Annotated in this window: 14 protein-coding genes; 7 read left to right on the forward strand and 7 right to left on the reverse strand. The window is 72.2% G+C overall.

Going from position 1 to position 19747, the window contains the following annotated elements; all coding sequences use genetic code 11:
• Positions 1 to 17 precede the first annotated feature (17 nt).
• A complete protein-coding gene (locus ACN27J_RS29775) occupies positions 18 to 1769 on the forward strand; it encodes an RICIN domain-containing protein (protein ID WP_421371308.1) in 1752 nt (583 codons plus the stop codon).
• Positions 1770 to 1805: 36 nt separating this feature from the next.
• Here ACN27J_RS29775 and ACN27J_RS29780 read toward each other — a convergent pair whose 3' ends face one another.
• The 7 genes from ACN27J_RS29780 to ACN27J_RS29810 form a co-directional block, all read right to left on the reverse strand.
• On the reverse strand, positions 1806 to 3134 hold the full coding sequence (locus ACN27J_RS29780) for an MFS transporter (protein WP_421372596.1): 1329 nt from the start codon (positions 3132 to 3134) through the stop codon (positions 1806 to 1808).
• Between the two features lie 16 nt (positions 3135 to 3150).
• Entirely contained in the window at positions 3151 to 4353 is a 1203-nt protein-coding gene (locus ACN27J_RS29785; RefSeq protein ID WP_421371311.1) for a cytochrome P450 family protein, read from the reverse strand.
• Positions 4354 to 4399: 46 nt separating this feature from the next.
• A complete protein-coding gene (locus ACN27J_RS29790) occupies positions 4400 to 5113 on the reverse strand; it encodes a DUF5825 family protein (RefSeq protein ID WP_421371313.1) in 714 nt (237 codons plus the stop codon).
• A complete protein-coding gene (locus ACN27J_RS29795) occupies positions 5094 to 7064 on the reverse strand; it encodes a RiPP maturation radical SAM C-methyltransferase (RefSeq protein ID WP_421371315.1) in 1971 nt (656 codons plus the stop codon). Before ACN27J_RS29795 ends, ACN27J_RS29790 begins: the two co-directional genes overlap by 20 nt.
• Before the next feature lie 97 nt (positions 7065 to 7161).
• Positions 7162 to 7320 carry a hypothetical protein gene (locus ACN27J_RS29800; RefSeq protein WP_278167501.1) on the reverse strand — a complete coding sequence of 53 codons (159 nt, stop codon included), beginning with the start codon at positions 7318 to 7320 and terminating at the stop codon, positions 7162 to 7164.
• A gap of 5 nt (positions 7321 to 7325) precedes the next feature.
• Complete coding sequence (locus ACN27J_RS29805) at positions 7326 to 9173, reverse strand: alpha/beta hydrolase family protein (RefSeq protein ID WP_421372599.1); 1848 nt, start codon at positions 9171 to 9173, stop codon at positions 7326 to 7328.
• A gap of 170 nt (positions 9174 to 9343) precedes the next feature.
• The gene (locus ACN27J_RS29810; RefSeq protein ID WP_421371317.1) at positions 9344 to 9772 is read right to left on the reverse strand and encodes a hypothetical protein; all 429 of its coding nucleotides are present in this window, start codon (positions 9770 to 9772) and stop codon (positions 9344 to 9346) included.
• Positions 9773 to 10345: 573 nt separating this feature from the next.
• Between ACN27J_RS29810 and ACN27J_RS29815 the strand changes: the two genes are divergently transcribed.
• The 6 genes from ACN27J_RS29815 (at position 10346) to ACN27J_RS29840 (ending at position 19698) form a co-directional block, all read left to right on the forward strand.
• The gene (locus ACN27J_RS29815) at positions 10346 to 11674 is read left to right on the forward strand and encodes a hypothetical protein (protein ID WP_421371320.1); all 1329 of its coding nucleotides are present in this window, start codon (positions 10346 to 10348) and stop codon (positions 11672 to 11674) included.
• Positions 11671 to 13551 carry an AAA family ATPase gene (locus ACN27J_RS29820; RefSeq protein ID WP_421371322.1) on the forward strand — a complete coding sequence of 627 codons (1881 nt, stop codon included), beginning with the start codon at positions 11671 to 11673 and terminating at the stop codon, positions 13549 to 13551. Before ACN27J_RS29815 ends, ACN27J_RS29820 begins: the two co-directional genes overlap by 4 nt.
• Before the next feature lie 37 nt (positions 13552 to 13588).
• Positions 13589 to 14104, forward strand: a complete 516-nt coding sequence (locus ACN27J_RS29825) for an FHA domain-containing protein (RefSeq protein WP_421371324.1) — start codon at positions 13589 to 13591, stop codon at positions 14102 to 14104.
• The gene (locus ACN27J_RS29830) at positions 14101 to 14847 is read left to right on the forward strand and encodes a PP2C family protein-serine/threonine phosphatase (protein WP_421371325.1); all 747 of its coding nucleotides are present in this window, start codon (positions 14101 to 14103) and stop codon (positions 14845 to 14847) included. The genes ACN27J_RS29825 and ACN27J_RS29830 overlap by 4 nt, the downstream gene beginning before the upstream one ends.
• Before the next feature lie 11 nt (positions 14848 to 14858).
• Entirely contained in the window at positions 14859 to 16916 is a 2058-nt protein-coding gene (locus ACN27J_RS29835; protein ID WP_421372601.1) for a protein kinase domain-containing protein, read from the forward strand.
• Between the two features lie 97 nt (positions 16917 to 17013).
• A complete protein-coding gene (locus ACN27J_RS29840; RefSeq protein WP_421371327.1) occupies positions 17014 to 19698 on the forward strand; it encodes a CHAT domain-containing protein in 2685 nt (894 codons plus the stop codon).
• The last annotated feature ends 49 nt before the right edge of the window (positions 19699 to 19747 follow it).

Genomic DNA, 19747 nt, shown 5'->3' on the forward strand with positions numbered 1-19747 from the left:
CCGAACGAGGCGATGCGATGAGTATCTCGATGAGGAGTCAGTTCCGGATCCTCACCGGGGCGGTCATGGGCCTGGTCACGATGGTTGCCCTGACCGCCTCGGTGGCACCCAGCCCGGCCGACGCCGGTGAGCCGCTGCCCGGCACCAGGGTGTCCGACGCGGATCTTCGCCTGCTGACCGAGGCCGCCACGTCGTGTCCCACCTTGACCCCGGCGCGGCTCGCCGGTCAGGTGATGGTCGCGTCCCGGTTCTCGGGGATGCCGGTCGAGGCGGTGCGCTCGGTCGGCGGGCAGGGCGTCGCCGGTCTGGTGCCGACCGTGTGGGAGAAGTGGGCCCCCTGGGAGGAGGCGCGGCCGGCTGACCGGGAAGCCAGCGTCACCGCCCTCGCCCGCCACATGTGCCAGCTGGTCGGCCAGCTCCGGGTGCTGCAGATCGACGGCGACCGGTGGCAGCTGGCGTTGGCGGCGCACTGGGTCGGCATGGAGCCGGTCGTCGATGCTGGTGACGTCCCGGCCGGCGCCCAGGAGTACATCGACACCGTGGAGCGGTACGCCATCTGGTATGCGTTGCAGCCGGAGTTCGGTGGCAGTGGTGACGCGGCGCCCGAGACGTTCGTACCGGCCGTCGCGCGGGCCGCCACCGACGCCGCGCCGTCGCCGGTGCCGGATGCGCATCTCGAACTGATCCAGGCTGCTGGTGCGGTCTGCCCGCAACTGCCTCCGGCTCGGGTCGCCGCGCAGCTCATGGCGACCTCCGCGTTCGACCCGCAGCGGCTCGGCCCGTTGGGCGAGCAGGGCATCGCGCAGTTCCTCCCCCAGATGTGGGTGACCTACGCACAGCCGTCGGCGACGGCGTCGCCGTGGACCCCGGCCTCGGCTGTTCCGGCTCTCGGCCAGGCCATGTGCGCCCTCCTGGAGGCCGTACCCGGAACCGGACCAGACGACTATCCGCTGGCACTGGCGGCGTTCCTCCGCGGCGACCCGACGATCCGTACGCTGGCCGAGGTGCCGGGCGGCGACGGGATCCTGGCCCTCGCCGAGCAGGTGAGCCGCTTCGAGGCCGAGTACGCCAAGGACCCGAGGTTGGCCCCGCCGGCCGCTGCCTCCCCGTCGGCGAGCCCGACCACCACGCCCAAGCCCAAGGCCGGGGCAACCACCGGCGCCCCGACCACCCCGCCGGCAGCGCCCGCGCAGCCAGCGCCGACGGCGCAGACGCCGAAGCCGAGCGCCCCGGAGCCGAGCGCCTCCGACCAGCCACCGGTCAAGGCCACGGACGCCGACGGGACCAACCGTGCGTACGGCCCGTTCTTCGTCTACAACCTGGCCACCGAGATGTGCATGGACATTCCGGGGATCGGCGCCGGGCCACGCGACGGACCGGTCCTGCAGAACCTCTGCTACGTGCACACCCAGGACAACCAGGAGTATGCCTTCGTCCCGCGCCGGGTCGACTCCGCCGGCAACCAGTTGTACTGGATCCGTAGCATCACCTCCCAGTACTGTCTGGACCTGCCCGGCCTCGGCTCGGTTCCGGCGGGAACCAGGGTGTACGAGACCGGCTGCTTCGACGACGAGAACCAGTACTGGCGACTGCAGCCGACGGTGAGCTCCGGCGACACCCAGTTCTACCGGCTGATCAACACCGCCTCGAACCTCTGCCTCGACGTGCGCGGCACCGGGACCGGTGGACTGGACGAGAACATCGAAGTGACTGGCTGTAGAGGAAACGACGACCACGACTGGGCACTGATCCGGCGGGTGAACTGGTGACCGGTTCACGGACCGGGTGACGGAGGCGTCCCGCCGTCACCGCTGCCGCAGCTCGCGGCGGGACAGGCCGAAGGCGAACGCGGCCAGCAGGGTCGCCCCGGAGGCCAGGAAGACCGCCGTGCTGCCGTACCTGTCGACCACCAGGCCGGCGGCCACCGTGGACAGCGGGAACAGGCTCAGCGCGGCGAAGACGATCGCGCTCATCACCCGCCCCAGCAGGTGCGGCGCGGTGCTCTGCTGCATAGTGGTGATCACCAGCACATTTGTGACGGTGCTGGCCAGACCGGCCACCACCAGGGCCACCACCGCGCCGAGGTAGCCGGCGAACGGCACGGCGGCGATCGCCAGGCCGAGCGTCATGCCGGCGAGCATCGCCGTCGCGCCGCGTCGGGGCAGCCCGGCCAGGCCGGCGGAGAACAGCCCACCGACCAGCGAGCCGGCGGTGAACGCGGCCAGCAGCCCACCCAGTCCGCCCGCGCCGGCGGCCAGTTCGCCGTTGCTGAGCGACGGCAACCCGATCCGGACCATGCCGCCGACGGTCAGGTTGGCGGCGGCGGTCACCAGCAGCACGGTGCGCAGCAGCGCCGACTCGCGTAGCAGCCGCCAGAACCCGACCGGCGGTGCGTCAGACGGCGGTGCGCCACCGTCCGGTCCCGCCCTGCCCGGTTGCGGGCCGTCGTCGACCGGCGGCGGTGGAGGTGGCACCGTGCCCCGCGCGACGCCGCCGATCATCGCCAGGCAGACCGCCGAGACGGCGAACGTCGCCGCGTCCACGCCGAACGCCACCGCCGGGGAGAGCGCCGCCACGACGAGCCCGGCCACCCCGGGGCCGATCATCCCGGCCGTGAAACTCGCGGTGCTGTGCAGCCCGTTGCCGGCCTGCAACTGATCGGCCGGCAGCAGCCGTGGGGTGATCGCGTAGGCAGCCGGCTGGAACAGGCCCGCGCCCAGGCCGGTGCCGGCGACCAGCACCGCGATCACCGGTACGGACGGGTTGTCGGCGACGGCGGCCGCGACGATGCCGGCGGTGAAGACGACCCGGCTCAGGTCGGAGATCAGCATCACCCGCCACGGTCCGATCCGGTCGGACAGGATCCCGCCCAGCGGTGTCGTCGCCAGCCGGCACACCCCGTACCCGGCGACCAGCAGGCCCAGCTCGCGCCCGCCACCGCCGAGCTGGTAGACGAGGAACGGCAGAGCGACGGCGTGGAAGGCGTCGCCGAACACGGACACCAGTTCGGCGGCGAACAGCAGGCGGTAGCCGCGCGAGCGCAGCGGCGCGAAGCTGAGTCGCGGTCGGAACCGCCGGGCCGCTGTCCCGGCCGCCGCAGTCTCAGTCGTCGACTCAGGCGCCGAGTCGGTCACGGACTCAGTCACGGAGTCAGTCACCGAGGGCCACCGGCAGCGATTCCAGCCCTCGGAGCATGATCGTGTTCCGCCACGGCAGTTCGTGTTCGTCGGCGGCGAGTGTCAGCCCGGGATGCCGGTCCAGCAGGGCGCCGAGCGCCAGCTCGCCTTCGAGCTTGCCGAGGAACGCGCCGAGGCAACGGTGCAGACCGTGGCCGAACGCCAGGTGTCCGGGGTCGCCCCGGTCCAGGATCAGCCGGTCGGGGTCGGGGAACCGGTCCGGATCCCGGTTGGCGCCGCCGAGCGAGACGAGCACGAGCTCACCGGCGGGAATCCGTACCCCGTCGATGTCGACCTGCTCGGTGGTGAACCGCAGCGTCGCCATGCTGACCGGCGATTCGTAGCGCAGGAACTCGTCGATCGCGGCCGGCAGCGCAGGTCGGTTCGCCAGCAGCCACCGTAGCTGGTCGGGGTGGCGCAGCAGGGCGAGCGTGGCGGTGCCGAGCAGGTTGACGGTGGTCTCGTGGCCGCCGATCAGCAGCAGGAAGACCATGCCGACGATCTCGTCGTCGGTCAGCTCACCGGCGTCCCGGGCGGCCAGCAGGCCGGTCAGGATGTCGTCGCCGGGATGGGCCCGTCGGTGCCGCAGCTGCCCGCCGATGTAGTCGGTCATCTCACCGAGGGCGGTGGCGAAGTCCGCCGGGTCGTCGCTGTGCGTGAGGATCGCCGTCGACCAGGCGCGGTACGCGGCGCGGTCCTCGGCCGGGAAGCCGAGCAGCTCACAGATGATCAGCATCGGCAGCGGGAAGGCGAAGTCCTTCACCAGATCCACCGTCCGGCGTCCGGCGATGCCGTCGAGCAGCGACGTGGTGATCCGGTCCACCATCGGCCGCATCGCGGCCACCCGCCGGGCGGTGAACGCCGCGTGGATGAGTCGCCGCAGCCGGGTGTGGTCCGGCGGGTCGCTGTTGAGCATGTGGACGACGTCACCGCCGAGGGTGACCCCGGCCACCCGGTCGTCGGCGAGCGCCTGGGCGCGCCGGGCGTCCTGCCCGAACCGCGGATCGGCGAGCGCCGCCCGCACGTCGCGGTACCGGGCGATCACCCACATCGGCAGCCCTTCGTCGCTGTGCAGGATCGACACCGGGCCGTTGGACCGGATGCGGGCCAACGTCGGGTACGGGTCGGCGATGTACGGCACCTCGGGCTGCGTCGCCGTACCGGTCACGGTGTCCATGTCCCTCCTCGCGGAGACGGTGGGTGAAGGGAAACCTGGGTGGTACTCATACCGCCAGCGCCGGGAACGGCCAGCGGTACGCCGGGGTCGGCAGCCACCACAGCTGCCCGGCCTGGGCCGCGATCAGCCGGGCGTCGGCCAGGTCCCGCCGAACCGGTGCGGGCACCTGCCCGGCCGGTACTCCTTCGGTCAGCTGCCCGATGGCGACCAGATGCTCCGGTTCGTCGATGGTGAACAGCTCCAGCGCGCCAGCGCGGCGGTCGCGGACCTCGACGAACCCGGGCCCGCGCCGGAACACGCACTTGCCGAGGAAGAACGAGTCCCGCCAACCGCGTACCGCCTGGTCGCTGGCGCCGCCGTCCACCCGCTCCGGTGGGAACAGATGGTCGAACATGCCCTGTCCGGCGCAGCCGTCGTGGCAGCGGGCCACCCAGTCGACCGCGATGGCGCGGGCGGTGAGCTCCCGGATCAGCACCAGGGCGCGGGCGGAGGCGACCCCGGCGTCCCGGCACAGGTCGACCGGGGCGGGCAGCCGGGCATGCCGTACGCCGGCCCGGTGCAGGTCCGCCACCAGCGGCCGCCACGCACCGGCGACCCGCCGGGTGCCGAACGACATCCCGGTTACCTGGGCCGCGTCAGGCAGATAGTCGCGGGACAGCGCGATCTCGATCGCACACCCGGTCCAGTCGGCCGGGCCGGTTGACCCGGGCAGGCTGCTCGGGCTGGTCTGGGTGGTGACGTCAGCCGACGACGACGGCATGCGGCTCCTCCTCGCTCTGCCCGGCCGTGCCGGTGCCCGGTTGCCCGCCGCTGTCGCCGGCTGCGTCCCCCGCGGTGCCTGCGGCGGCCCTCCGGCGGTGGTCCGTCCGGGCCAGCATCTGGTTGTCGGACTCGACCGCGAGATGCACCTGGTAGCCGTCGTCGTGGAACAGGATGCCCAGCGCCGACCAGCGGTCCAGCAGCGGTTCGACGACCGCCGCTCCGCCGGGCACCTTGGCGGCGAGGGTGGCGGCGGTACGCGGCTGATCGAGCAGCCGGAACAGGGCGATCTCCGGTGCCGTGGTCAGCTCCAGCACGGTCCAGTCGTAGGCGGCGCGTTGGCTCACCAGCACGATCCGGTCCGGCAGTTCCTGACAGGTGAGTCGGCTGACCGGGTACTGCGCCTGCCAGGTGGCCAGGGCCGCGTCGAGCTCGGCGGCCTGGGTCCGGTCGATGCCGTGCGGCACCGACGTGAAGATGTACGCCAGGTCGGCGAGTTCCGCTTCGGGCAGCCGGTAGATCTCGGCGTACTGCGGTGCCGGTCGCAGGGTGGCGAATCCCAGCTCCGGGCGGTCGAAGTAGGGGCTGAACCGTTCGATGGCGATCCGGGCGGCCCCCATCGGCGGCTCCAGGTGGTGCAGTGCCGGCAGCTGGTCGACGATGCTGGTGTAGTCCCGCGCCGTCTCGCCGGGGAACCCGTACAGGTAGTTCCAGCTGGCCGTCACACCGGCGCTCTGCGCGTCGCGCAGCGCCCGCACGTTCTGGCAGCCGGTCACGCCCTTGTCCATCAGCCGCAGCACGTGGCTGCTGAGATTCTCCACGCCCGGCTGGACCTGCACCGCGCCGGAGTCGTTGAGCTGCTGGAAATGTCGTCGGCGCAGATTGGCCTTGACCTCGAAGTGCAGGCGGACGTCGTACTCCGATTCGGCCAGGCGTTGCAGCACCGAGTCGAAGTAGGCCATGTCGAGGATGTTGTCGACCACGATGAAGTCGAGCAGTTGATGGCGTCGGGCGAGGTCGAGGACCTCGTCGAGGAAGCGGGCCGGGCTCTTGCTGCGGAACTGCATGAACGACCCGTTGAGCCCGCAGAACGTGCAGTGGTGTTTCTCGCCCCACCAGCAACCTCGGGAGCCTTCGACGACCAGCCGGGGCGCTACCCAGTCGGCTGCCGCCGACGTGTCCAGCCGGTCCAGGTAGCCGGTGTAGTCGGGGGCGACGATGTCGCCGGGCGGCAGCGGTCGCGACGACATCGGGTTGGCCCGGGCGACGCCGTCGGCGTCGCGCCAGCACAGCCCGGAGATGTCGGCGAGCCCCGATGAGCCGATCCGGCCGGACCCGTCGGCCGAGTTGAGGGCGGCGAGCAGTTGCGGGAAGGCGACCTCGCCTTCGCCGCGTACCACGTAGTCGACGTAGCGGAAGTTGCGGTGCAGCGCTGCTCCCTGCGGACCGTCGCAGTTGGCCCCGCCGAACACGATCCGGGTGCCGGGCCGTGCCTGCTTGACCAGACGGGCGACGGCGAGGCTGGCGGCGTTCTGCTGGAACGTGGTGGTGAATCCGACGACGTCCGGCGCGGCGTCGGCCAGTTCGGCGGCGAGTTCGCGGATGAAGCCGGGCACCAGCCGGTGCATCGCCCGGGTCAGTGCGATCTCGGTGTCGGTCGAGCCGCCTTCGGTGAGCAGCCGGGCGTACGGGTCGAACGGGCGCTCCTCGTCGTCGAGCAGCCCCGAGAAGACCCAGTCCCCGGCGCCGAGGAAGTAGGAGGACTCGGAGAAGTAGCGGTAGTCGGCCAGCGTGAAGTCGGTGACCCCGGTCACCCAGTCGACAAAGTCGATGTTGGCGTAGCGGACCTGCACGTGGTGACCGGCCCGACCGGCCGCCGCGCGCAGGATGCCCAACGCCAGTGACGGCACGTCGATCGACCCCCACGGCATGTGCAGCAGGACGACTTTCACTTCCGGCCCCTCTCCGACGGTGGTGGGCGTCGTCCCGGAGCGGCAGGCGCTCTCGCTCCGGAACGACGCCGTCGATCGTGCGCTCAGCACGGACCTGTCACTCGCTGGCGGGTGCCTTGTCGGCCGCCGACTCGGTCACGTCGTGCCGCCTGGCCGGGACTGCCCGGTCCATGTCGAGGAGCATCTTGACGATGACCGCCCCGCGCTCCCGCTCGCTGGTGGTGATCGGGTCGTGACGTACGCTGCGTCGCTTCATACCATTCACCTCCCTTCCTGGCTGGCTGTCAGGTACGGGCGACCGTCCACTGCGGTCGTCCGGCTTCGGTCCGGTCGCAACACCGCGTCGGCGTACCGGAGCAGTTCGTCGAAGGTCCGGGTCTGGCCGGCCGCGTCGCCGTGGTGGCCGCCGGGCATCCAGTGCAGTCGGTGCGGTACGCGCCGGTGCCGCAACGCGGCGACGTAGCGGCGGATCTGGTCCGGCGGGCAGCGGTCGTCATCGGTGGCGGCGGCGATGAACAGCGGCCCGCGGACCCGGTCCAGGTAGGTCGTCGGGTCTGCGGCGTGGTACCGCTGCGGTACGTCGTCGGGCCCGCCGCCGAACAGTTCGTCGTCGACCTCGCGCAGCGCAGCGGTGGCACCCCGGTGCGCCGCCGGGTAGTCGGCGATCGGGCAGACGGCGAGACCGACCGTCCAGTCGGCCGGCGCGACGCCCATCGCGAGCAGCACCAGATAGCCGCCCCACGAGTAGCCGCACAGCCCGGTCCGGCCCGGTTCGGCCACACCGAGGTCGAGCAGCTTGCGGCGTACGGCGGCCAGGTCCTCCAGCTGCGCCAGCCCGACTCGGTGGCCGAAGTCCCGTTGCCACCGTGGCCCGTACCCGGTCGATCCCCGGTAGTTGGTGCGCGCCACCGCGTAGCCGGCGCGTACCAGCAGCTCCACCCTCGGGTCGTAGGCATCCCGGTCGTGCAGGTACGGCCCGCCGTGGACCAGGAACAGGGTCGGCCACGGTCCGGTGCCGGGCGGGGTCGCCAGGAAACTGTGGATCCGCCCGTACGGCTGGTCGGTCCACAGTTCGGTGCGCCCGGTGGGGGTGGCGGGGTGGTCGGCGGGTCGGGGCCGGCGGGCCGGCTGCGCGGTGGCCGTACCGGGGTGGGCGACCAGCCGGCGGGGTGGCACCGAGTCGCTGGTCCAGATGTAGTGGATCGCGCCGTCCGGGGCGGCGGTCAGGTCGAGGATGGTGCCGGGTGGGGTGGCGACGGTGGTCTGTTCACCGGTTTCGGGGTCGGCCAGCAGCAACCGGCTGCGTCCGGCCCGGTCGTGCTGGACGAGGATCCGTCCGTCGTCGCCGTACCAGTGTGCGGTGATCTCCGAGTCGTAGGACAGTTCGCGGGACAGTTCGATGCCGCGGTCGCGCCGCCAGGTGCCGACCTGGTACCGGTCCGGTGTCTCGACGACGATCAGCAGTTCCGGATCGGGCCGGTTACCGGGGCGGAACTCCAGTGCCCAGATTCGCTGCTGGTCGCTGCCGGCGACGGTGTCGGTCCGCCCGTCGGTGAGCCGTACGACGCTGACCGCCGTCGCGGCGTCGGCCCGGGCGGCGAGCGCGACGGTGTTCCCGTCGGCGGCCAGGTCGACCAGGGCGGTGTAGCCGGCGCTGACCGCCACCAGGTGACCTGGTCCGCCCGGTTCTCCAACGTAGCAGCGGGTCTGCCGGCCGGTGCCGACGCAGACGGCGGCGCGGCGGCCGGTGGCGTCGAAGGCGATGCCGTGCTGCCGGCCGGGCGGCAGCCCGGTCAGTGCCAGCGGCGGCGGGCCGGCCGTGACCCGACCAGCCGCGTGCCGGCCGGTCTCCGTCTGACCGGGGTCGACCGGCTGGCGGCGCCAGACACCGACGTCGGTCCGGTCCGCGTCGAACCACCAGAAGTGCCGGCCGTCGGGCTCGATGTCGCAGGCGGACACCCCGTTCGGTGCGGCAGTGCGGACCTGACGTCGATTTGTCTCGATGTTCCAGGCCAGGACCTGGGTAAGGTCACCGTCGTCGTGCAACTCGACGGCCCTGGTCGGCTGGTGCGCAGCGAAGGCAGGTACGTGTGGTGTGTTCACAACCACCCCGATCGGGTCGCGTGCCACACCGAGCGTAATTGATCCGCTTCTATTGGTAAAGAAGATGTTCGACTGTCGGCTGAATCACCTGGTCACCGACGCGGCCGGCACCCGAGGCGGGACTCTGCCTGGGTGCCGGAGGGATCCGTCGGGACCGTCGCGTCACGGTCGACCAATCACTGCCATCCGGCGCCACCCGGTGCCGGGCTGCCGGGCGTCGGGCCGCCGGGTGCCGTGGGGCGCGGCGTCTGCGCGGCGAGCACCCGCTGATTGTGCTGTTCCACGCCCTGCGTCGCCAGTAGCGGACCGACGATGGTGTAGGTGAGCCAGGTCAGGAAACCGGTCACCCAGCCGATAAGGATGAACGTGAGCAGGATGTTGATGCCCTGGAACACCCAGTAGGAGATCATCATGATCAGGCCGAGTGCGGTGCGGCCCGCGTACATGTTGCCGACTCCGAAGATTCCGAGCAGGCCGAGCACGATTTCCAGCACGACGGCGGTACCGCTCGATTTCATGGTCAACATCGCCGCGTAGTTCGGCTGCTGCGGCCCAGCGACGACGTAGATCTGAGCCGGCGGCGGGCTGCTCGGCGGACGAGTCATCTCGAGAGGGCGGGGCTGATAAGGGTCCGGCACCGGTGCGGGGAGATCCGGGCGAGGTGGTGGGGGGCCGCTGCCGTCGTTTCCGGTGGCGGGCATCGGTCCGTAGGGGTCGGCTCGGTCGGGGCGCTCGACGAGGTATCGGTCCTGGTCGGGGCGATAAGGGTCCTGAGTCACCTTCGCAGTATCTCGACGAATCGCGTTCCGCCGGAAGTGGCCGTTCAGCGGAATGAAGGGTAATAGTACGTACGGAAAGAGCTCGGTCGGCGGTGTGTGGCGTCCATTCGGCCCGGGTTTCGCAGGTCACAGCTAATCGGCAAGGGTCTCTGTGTGAAGCGCCGGCCATAATGATCATGCGGCGGTATGGGTATGGACCGTCCTGAGGACACCCGCTACGTACTTGTGCGCACCCCTGGGCGCCGGCCGGACGATTGTGCCCTGGTAGTACCGCGTGCCAGTCTTGGCATTCGCGATCGGACACATCCGGATTGCGCCTGTCCCGGCCCGGGCCGGGGTGGTATTCCGGCCGACGTCGGATGAACTCGGGCAGAAGCGTGCTGATCAGGAGAACGGAACGTGCCGTGCGGGTTTGAGTTGGGGCTCGTCGTCCCGAAGGTGGGGCTGGTCGCCGCCTCGGCGGCGGGCCCTGTCGCGGTGGCCGGGCTGGCCGTCGGGATGACCTGGGCGGTGGGGCGGGCCGCCGACTCGCTGATCGAACGGCAACAGCGCGCATTGGCGGCGAGTTTCCACGTCGAACGGGTAGCGGACCGGTACGAGGCGGTGCGGCACCGGGCGGAGCGCGCCCGTACCGAGTTCGGGGCCGAGATCGATCTGCCGTCGGAGCTGCCACGCCGGTCCGCCGGTGCCGACCTGGCCCGGGCCGCCGCGCTGGCAGACGACCTGCTGACCCGGACCGCAGCGGCGGAGCAGACCCTGCACGCGCAGTTGGGCGCGGCCCGTGCCCGCCGGATCGTCGCCCGGGTGCGGCAGGCGATCGCCGACGGTACGGTCACTTCCCGCACCGAACCAGGCCCTGACCCGGCACTCGGGTCACCCGGGCCCGGCCGACAGCGGCTGGCCGAGCTGGCCGAGCTCGGTGCTTCCCTGCGCCGGGTGCTGTCCCGACTCGACGCCGCCGCGCCCGACGCCGTCGTAGGGCAGCTGGAGCAGTGGGCCGAGCAGGCGCTGCGGGCACCGTCCCCGGCCACCGCCCGGCGGTTGCTGGACGACCTGCGGTACTCGGTGGAGAAGGCGAACCAGGAGGTGGCGGCCCGTCGCGCCCGGTTGGCCACGCTCGCCGCCCCGCTGCGGGAACGGGCCGGCCCGGCCGTCACCGAGATGCACGCCCGGCTGGCCGCTGCGGCCGACGACCCCAGACCCGACTGGCCGGGCCTGACCGCAGCGATCGACGCCGTCCTGGCGGACGCCCGCGACGCCGCCGACCGCGTGCAGGCGGCGACCACCCGCAGCTACACCGCCTGGGCGGTGCGGGAGTCGCTGCAGCAGCTCGGCTACACGGCGGAGCAGGGCTTCGACGACCGGCTCGCCGGGGACGGGACGGCCCACCTCACCCGACCCGACTGGCAGGACCTCGCCGTCCGGATCGTCCGACGCCCCGGCGACCCGCACACCCCCCAGCGACAGGACCTCCACCTCGACCTGGTCGCGCCCCGGGACAGCGAGCCGGACTTCGGCGCGGCGGTACGCGACCAGTGGCAGGGCTCCGTCGCCGCGCTGACGCCCGCGTTGCGGGAGCGCGGTTTCGACGTACGGGTCGACGACCGCGGCGCCGACGGCGGACCGCACGTACACCCGGTCGACGCGCAGGCGTACCCCTTCGACCGCACCGACCGGTTGCGCCGCGACCGGCGGCGCGAGCCCCGACTCCGGCAGCGGCGGTCATGACCGGCTGGGACGACCGGACGTACCCGGTCTGGTTGCGGGAGGTGAGCACCGCACTGTCGATCAACTCGCAGGTGCTGCTCTACGGCAACGTGCGGGACCAGTTTCTGCTGCCGGGACGGTCCGGACCGGAGCTGTGCGACCTGCGCCGGGCGGTGCATCGGATGCTGCGTGCCGAGGGCTACCCGACGCTTGCGGTGGCCGACGCGATCCATGGCGTGGGCGTAGTGGCCGAACCGGACGCTGCCGCCACCACCGACGGCCGGGACGGTACGGCGGGCCCGGCGGCCGGCCCGGCTCCTCGCCCACCGGCGATCAAGATCGGCCCGTGGCGTGGTGCCGGACCGGACCTCGACCGCGTCGCGGACCTGCTCACTCAGACGGCCGAGGCGCAACAGCGGCAAGCGGTCCTGGTTGACTACGCCTCCCATCTGGTGCTGGACGCAAACCGGCTGGAGCCGGGTGAGCACCATTTCTTCGCCCGGTGTCTACGGCTGGCCCGCTCGGTCTACCCCAGGCCGGCCCCGCCGGACCCGCGACCGCTCTACAACCCGGTGATCTGGGTCGTCGAGAACGAGCGGGACCTGCCGCTGTGGCTGACCGCCGGCAACGAGGACATCCGCAAGATCGCCGTACCACTGCCCGACCTGGGTGTCCGCCAGGCCGCGGCGACCCTGCTGGCCGGCGTCCTGCCCGGATACCCCGAGGCCGGGCCGGACGACCGTCGGGAGGTGGAGAAGCGGCTGGCCGAGCTGACCCAGGACATGCCACTGCGCAGCATGATGGCCATCGCCCGACTGGCCATGCGGATGGGCACCAGACTGGACGACATCGACGAGGCGGTCCGCTGCTACCGGGTCGGCGTGTACGACAACCCGTGGCGGCAGGCGCATCTGCGGGACCGGTTGCGCGACGCCACCGGCAGCATCGGCGCCCGGGTGCGCGGCCAGCGGGAAGCCATCCAGCACTCGGTGGACATCGTGATCCGGGCGGTGCTGGGGCTCTCCGGAGCGCACGCCGGCAACTCGTCGCGTCCGCGCGGAGTGCTGTTCTTCGCCGGGCCGACCGGGGTGGGCAAGACCCAGCTGGCGAAGGAGCTCACCCAGCAGATCTTCGGCGACGAGCGGGCGTACACCCGGTTCGACATGAGCGAGTTCTCCGCCGAGCAGGCAGCGGACCGGCTGATCGGTGCCCCGCCGGGGTACGTCGGCTTCGACGCGGGCGGCGAGCTGACCAAAGCGGTCCGGGAACGGCCGTTCAGCCTGCTGCTGTTCGACGAGGTGGAGAAGGCCCACCCCAGGATCCTGGACAAGTTCCTGCAGATTCTCGACGACGGCCGGCTCACCGACGCCAGCGGCTCCACCGTGTACTTCTCCGACACCGTGCTGGTCTTCACCTCGAACCTGGGCGTCTCGGAGCAGGAGTACGCGCTGCACGCCGCCGCCGAAGCCGGCGGCCGGGCGTTTCCCCGCCAGGAGCTGGAACAGCGGGTCCGCGCCGCGGTGAACCGGCACTTCGTCAGCGAACTCAACCGGCCGGAGCTGCTCAACCGGCTGGGCGACAACATCGTCGTGTTCAACTTCATCACCCGTACCGCCGCCGAGGAGATCTTCTCCGTTCTGCTCGACCACATCGCCCAGCGGCTGCGCAAGGAGCATCAGCTTCACCTCGAGCTCGCCGAACCGGTACGGCGCCAACTGCTCGACGGAGCCACCGCCAACCTCACCTTCGGCGGTCGGGGCATCGGGTCGTACCTGGAAAGCGCGCTGGTGAACCCGTTGGCCCGGGAGCTGTTCAGCCGCGACCACCCGCGCGGGGAGCGGGTGGTGGTCACCTCGCTGCAGCGCCGCGACGACACCTATCAGATCGGACTGGCGTGATCCACCAGACCGGACCGGATTGACACGGAGGACTCTGATGACACCGAAGCTTGTCTGCCCGGGGTGCTCCCGCGTCGTCACCGACGGGCCGCCGTACTGTCCCACCTGCCTGTTGACGCTGGAGCCACTGCCGCCCGACGACCCGGCGCGGGAGCCGGCCGACCCGGCGCGGGAGCCGGCCGAACCGGTGGCTGCCGCGCCGGCTGTCGGCGACGCGCCGACGCCCAGACCTGCCACGGCGGTCGACCGGGCGGCGGCAGTGCTGTTCTTCCCCTGGGGAACGGTCGAGTTGGCGGCCGGACGTACCCTCGCCGTCGGCAGGGAGAGCTCGCCGTTCGCCGCGGAGCTCACAAGTTACGACAACGTCTCCCGCCGGCACGCGGAGATCAGCGCCACCGGCACCGGCCTGACCGTGACCGATCTGCAGTCGGTGAACGGCACCTTCGTCAACGACCAGCGGATCACCCCCGGGGAGCCGGTCCCGGTGCGACCCGGGGACCGGGTCCGGTTCGCCGCCAGGCTCGTGGTGCGGGTAGAGCGGACCGAACGGTGAACCGGGTCGAGGTGGTCGGCGTGACCCACCGGGGTCGGGTGCGTCCCGCCAACGAGGACACCATTGCCGTCGCCGGTTTCCTGTCGGCGGTGCCGGAAGGTGAGCCGGTGTGCCTGACCGTCTCGTCCACCCGCCCGGTGACCTGCCTGGTCGCGGACGGGCTGGGTGGGCACGCGGATGGCGCCCGGGCGTCCCGCCTGGCCGCCCAGGTGATCGTCGACGCGAGCCCGACCTTCGCGGACTCCGCAGCGATCGTGGCCGCCGTGCACCGCGCCGACGCCAATCTGTACGCCGAGTCCGGGCACCCTCTGCCACGGGGCGCGATGGGCACCACCGTGGTTGTGCTCACCGTGTCCGGTGCGGACGCCACCTGCGTCAACGTCGGGGACAGCCGCTGCTACCTGCTGCGTGACGGTCTCCTCGTACAGCTGTCCCGGGACGACTCGCCGCCACCGTCCCGGCCGGGCCCGGCGGTGCCTACCGGCCGGGTGACTCAGACACTCGGCGGTCGCCTGACCCCAGCCCCGATCCACCCGCACGTACAGCGGCTTTCCACCATCGCTGGCGACCGTTTCCTGTTGTGCAGCGACGGGCTCACCGACTACCTGCCGGTGGACGACGTGGAGAACTGCCTGACCGGCGGAGGTCGACCGGACGACGTCGTCCGGGACCTGCTGCGCCGCACCCTCGACGCGGGCGGTGGCGACAACGTTTCCGCTCTGCTCGTCACGATTCTGGAGTAGCCGTGGACGACATGCACAGTGAAGCGGGCAACGAGCGCGCCGCCGGGCCGCTGAGCCCGCCGACCAGCCGGGACGATCTTCCGATGACGACAGTGGACCAGCCCGTGACCAGCCGGGACGATCCTCCGGTGACGACGGTCGACCAGCCCGCGACCACCCCCGACGAGCCGACCGGACGGTACCGGCGGGTGAACCTGCCACCGGCCCTGCTCGACCGGTACTTTCCAGACCGGGACCTCGCCGCGGGCGGCGAGGCGGACCTGATGCTGGTCAGGGACCGGATCAGCGGCACACCGGCGGTCATCCGGATCTACCGTCGCGGTGACGCCGTCGACAGCGCCACCCTGGACATCCTGCGGCGGGCGGACCGTCAGCACCTGATCAGTCTGCTGGACTGGGGCCGGAGCGACGGCGTGCTCTGGGAGGTCCTGGAGTACGCGGCCGGCGGGTCGCTGGCGGACCTGCGTCGCGAGCGCCCCGGGCCGTGGACCGACGGGCAGGTCCGCGAGGTGCTCGACCAACTCCTGCCGGCTCTGGAGTACGTGCACTCGTTGCAGCTGGTGCATCGGGATCTCAAGCCGGACAACGTCCTGGTCCGCTCGGTCGAACCGTTCGATCTGGTACTCGCCGACTTCGGTCTGACGACCATGGTGGCGGCGACCCACGAGATGCGTCAGACCACCTCCCGTACGTTGGCCTACGCCGCTCCCGAGGCGGCCGCCGGCGACACCTGGGCCGGGTTGGACTGGTGGGCGCTCGGAATTCTCCTGGTGGAACTGCTTACCGGGCGGCACCCGTTCCAGCGGCTGGACGGCAGCTGGATGGACGACCGGATGATCGCCCGGGAGATGGCCGTCCGGGAGATCGACCTGAGTCTGATCCGTGACGAGCGGTGGCTGCTGCTGTGCCGGGGGCTGTTGACCCGCGCCCCGGAGCAGCGCTGGGGTGCCGCGCAGGTGCGCCGGTGGTGCGCCGGCGGGGCACCCACCGTCGCCGGACCGAGTGGCCCGGTGCCGAGCGGGCCGAGCGGGCCGGTCTTCGTCTTCGCCGACACCGCCTACAGCTCGCCGCAGGAGTTGGCCGACGCGTTCCGTCGCCGGTGGACCGACGCCCGGCGGCTCCTCGCCGGGCAGGCGTACCGGACCCCGCAGTTCCTGGCGTTACGGGACTGGGCCGCCACCTGTCAGCTGACCGCAGCGGTGCGCGCCCTGGACGAGCCGAGCCGGCCGGACCGGGCGGTCACCCGGCTGATCCACGCCCTGGACCCGGAAGGGGTGGCCGTCTACTGCCAGCGCCCGATGGACCGGGACAACCTGGTCCAGCTGGCCCAGCAGGCGATCGAAGGCCCCGGCGCGGCCCGGGACATCATCGTCGGGCTGCACGAGGACGGCATCCTGACGGTGCTCGACGGGCGGCCCGGCTGTGCCGGCTACGCACTGATCGACTCCCGGTGGCGGCGGCTCGGCGAAGGTTTCACCTTCCGGGCCCGGGAACTGGATCCGTCGTTGACGAAGTCGCAGCGCGCGATGTACCTGGCGATGCTGCTGCTGGCCGCCTTCCCCGGCCAGGACCAGATGTACGCCAGGCAGGCCGAGGCCGCAGCGGCCGAACCGGACGCCCGGGCGCAGGCGTGGTTCGCCGCGCTGGCCGACCAGGACATCCCGGCGGAGTCCCGCCCCGCCCACCACGTCATGTTGCTGCACCTGGCACCGCTGGCTGCCGACCGGACGGCCCGGGAGCGGGCGGACCGCGAGATCCGGCAGGCTGAGGAGGACCGGCAGCGGACGCTCAGCCGGCGACAGACGCTGGACGTCCGCAGTGGTCCGCTCGCGGTGGTCTGCGGTGCGCTCGCCTGCTGGCTGGCGCGCCCTGAACCGGTGCCGCTCGGCCCGGTGTCCGCGCCATGGTGGCTGCTCGCTGGCGTCGCGATCGCGGCGACGTTCTACCTCGGCTACCGGACCCGGCGTGGTGGGCGCAGGAAGACCTCCTTCGTGGCCTTCGCCTGCGGGGTGATCGCGGTGCTGATGCTCTACAACGGGCTGGGCGGACAGCTGCCGCTGCCCGGGTGAGCCGCCGGCGGCCCTGACGGCCGCTGGACCGTCCGGCCCGTCAGTAGCCGGTCCGTCAGTAGTCGGGTGGAACGGCGCGTTGACCGCGGGAGGGGTGATGACCGCGATGGCAGAGCGACCGTACGGTGCCGGTGAGTTGGACGCCGCACTGGCCGAGCTGCAGCGGCTCCCGCCGGGCGACCCACGCTGGCCGGCTGTCCGGTCCCTTGTCCGGCAACGCCAGCTGGCGGAACAGATCCGGGCCGTCGCCGATCGGTATTCGGCGGCCAAGGGGCGGCATCCGGGCGATCTGCTCCGGGAACTGGACGCGCTCGGCGCACCGGCAGCCGAGTTTCCTGGCGTTCTGATGCTCTATCACACGGTGCGGGCGGTACTGGCCACGGCGCGCACCGTGCAGGACGGCGACTCCTCAGCCGCGACCGGAGCGGCGGACGTGGACGCGGCGTTGATCGCCGCCGACCGGTTCGCCCGGCAGTTGCGGTCGACGGCGGAACGGTACGGGCGGGGCCTGAACGAGGTCGACGCCCGCCTGGCCCGCGATCTGCCGGGCATCGAACGGCAGCTGCGCGCGCAGCAGATCATGCTGGCCCTGGCGGCGAGCAGTGGGCCGGGCCGGGATGACGAGTTCCTGCGATCGCTGGACCAACTGCACGACCTGCTCGACCAGCCGGGCGTCCGCGCCGAGCAGCGGGCCATGGCGTCGGACGCGAAGCTGGTCGCCGCCCTGCTAAACGGTATGACCGGTGACCAGTGGCAGTGGGACGCGGCCGCCGGGCTCACCGACGAGCAGCTGGCACCGTTACGGGCCCGGGCCCGGACCTCGCACGAGCGCGATCCGCTGCAACCGGACCGTCTGCTTCACGGTCTCGCCCTGCTGATGACCAGCGCGACGGATCCTGGCCGGCTCGACGAGGCGGTCGGTGAGTTCCACGCCGCGGCGGCTGCCACGTCGGCTCGATCTCCGTTCCACGCGGCGATCTTCGCCGCTTTCGCCGGAGTCGGCCTGTTCCGACGGGCCGAGTTGGCCGGCACTCAGGAGGCCTGGTACGCGGCCCGCGAGACGCTGGACGCCGCCCGGCGGCTGGCCGGCGGACCGCAGCATCCGCTGTGGCCGGTCATCGGCGAGCTGCTCGGCGTGACCGAACGACATCGGGGGCAGTGGACGGACGCCCGGCAGACCGAGCTGGCCGGGTTGGACCGGTACGCCTGGCAGGTGCTCCTGCAGCCCGACGTCACCGCCGCGGCCGAACTCGCCCGGTACGCGGCGGGAAAGGCGATCGAGCTGGCCCATCGCAATGTTTCTCAGCACGCCGTCGCCGAGGCGGTCCAGGCCCTCGAATCGGGGCGTGGACTGATCCTGCACTCCGCCACCGAGCTGCGCTCGGCCAGCGACCGGTTGATCGGAGTGGGCCGTGCCGATCTGGCCCGACGCTGGCTGGCCGCCACCGACGCGGCAGGGCTGGACGGCGCGCCGGCGGAGCTACGTCGGGAGGTGCTGACGGCGCTCACCGACAGCCCGGGAGACCGGGCCAGCGACGCGCTGCTGCGCCCGCCCGGGCTGGCCGAGATCCGCTCGGCCCTGGCCGCCCTGGAGCTGGACGCACTGGTCTACCTGGTGCCGGCGCCTGCTCCCGCGTTCGGTGCGGCGGTCATCGTGGCCGTGGACGGGCCACCACTGGCGGTCCTGTTGCCCAATCTGGTGACGCAGCGGCCGCCGGACGTCGAGCGCTACCTGCGTGCGGTGACCGACCGGGACGTCGTTCTCGCCGAGCCGCACCGGGAGCTGCAGGTGCAGGAGGCGGACGCCCGGCTCGGCGACAGCCTGGCCGGTCTCTGCGACTGGGCGTGGTACGCGGTGATCGGCCCGGTGCTGGCGAACTGCCCGCCGGGGCGGGCGGCGGCGTCCGCGTCGCCGGCCCGCCCGCCGCGGCTGGCCCTCATCCCAGTGGGGGAGCTGACCCGCGTCCCGTGGCAGGCGGCCCGCCGCCCGGACGGGGTGTACGCCCTCGAACTGGCCGAGTTCTCCCAGGCGGTCTCCGCCCGGATGCTGTGCGAGGTCGCGGCGCGTCCACCGGTACCAGCGCGGCCGGTTGGCCTGATCGTCGGAGACCCGGACACCGCCGACCGGGCGGCCGACCTGCCGTACGCGCGGGCCGAGGCGTACGCCGTCCAGCAGTCCTTCTACCGTGGCGGCCGGTACGTCGGTCGCCGCCCGCACGGCTCGGTGAGCCGGTCGGGCCAGGGCCGCAAGGCCGAGGTCCGCGACTGGCTGTTGTCCACTGCCCCGGCGGACGGCGTGACGCTGCACCTGGCCTGCCACGGCGTCACCCAGGTCGAGCCCGGGGCGGCCAGCTCCTATCTGCTGCTGGCCGACGGGGAACGGCTCAGCGCCGAGGAGATCATCGCGAGTCTGGCGCTACGTCCGGACCGGCAGATCGGGCTGGTCGTGCTGGCCGCCTGCCGTACCGGTGTCTCCGGCCGTGGCTACGACGAGGCGTACAGCCTCGGCACCACCTTCCTGGCCGTCGGTGCCCGTGCTGTGCTGTCCACCCAGTGGAGCATCCCGGACGGCGCCACCTCGGTGCTGATGTTCATGTTCCACCACTTCCTGATGGTCGAGCGGCGGACGGTCCGGGACGCACTTCGCCAGGCGCAGCTCTGGATGCTCGACCCGGACCGGCGGCCGCCCGCTGCCATGCCGGCCGTACTGCGCCGGCAGCTGCGGGCGTCGGATCCGGCGGCGGTCGTCGCCTGGGCCGGCTTCACCCACTGGGGCCACTGAGAAAAGGGAACCGCCCCATCGGCGCTGACCGGCGGGCGGGCACTGGCGG

The sequence above is a fragment of the Solwaraspora sp. WMMB762 genome (assembly GCF_049179115.1).
In the GTDB taxonomy this organism is placed as follows: domain Bacteria; phylum Actinomycetota; class Actinomycetes; order Mycobacteriales; family Micromonosporaceae; genus Micromonospora_E.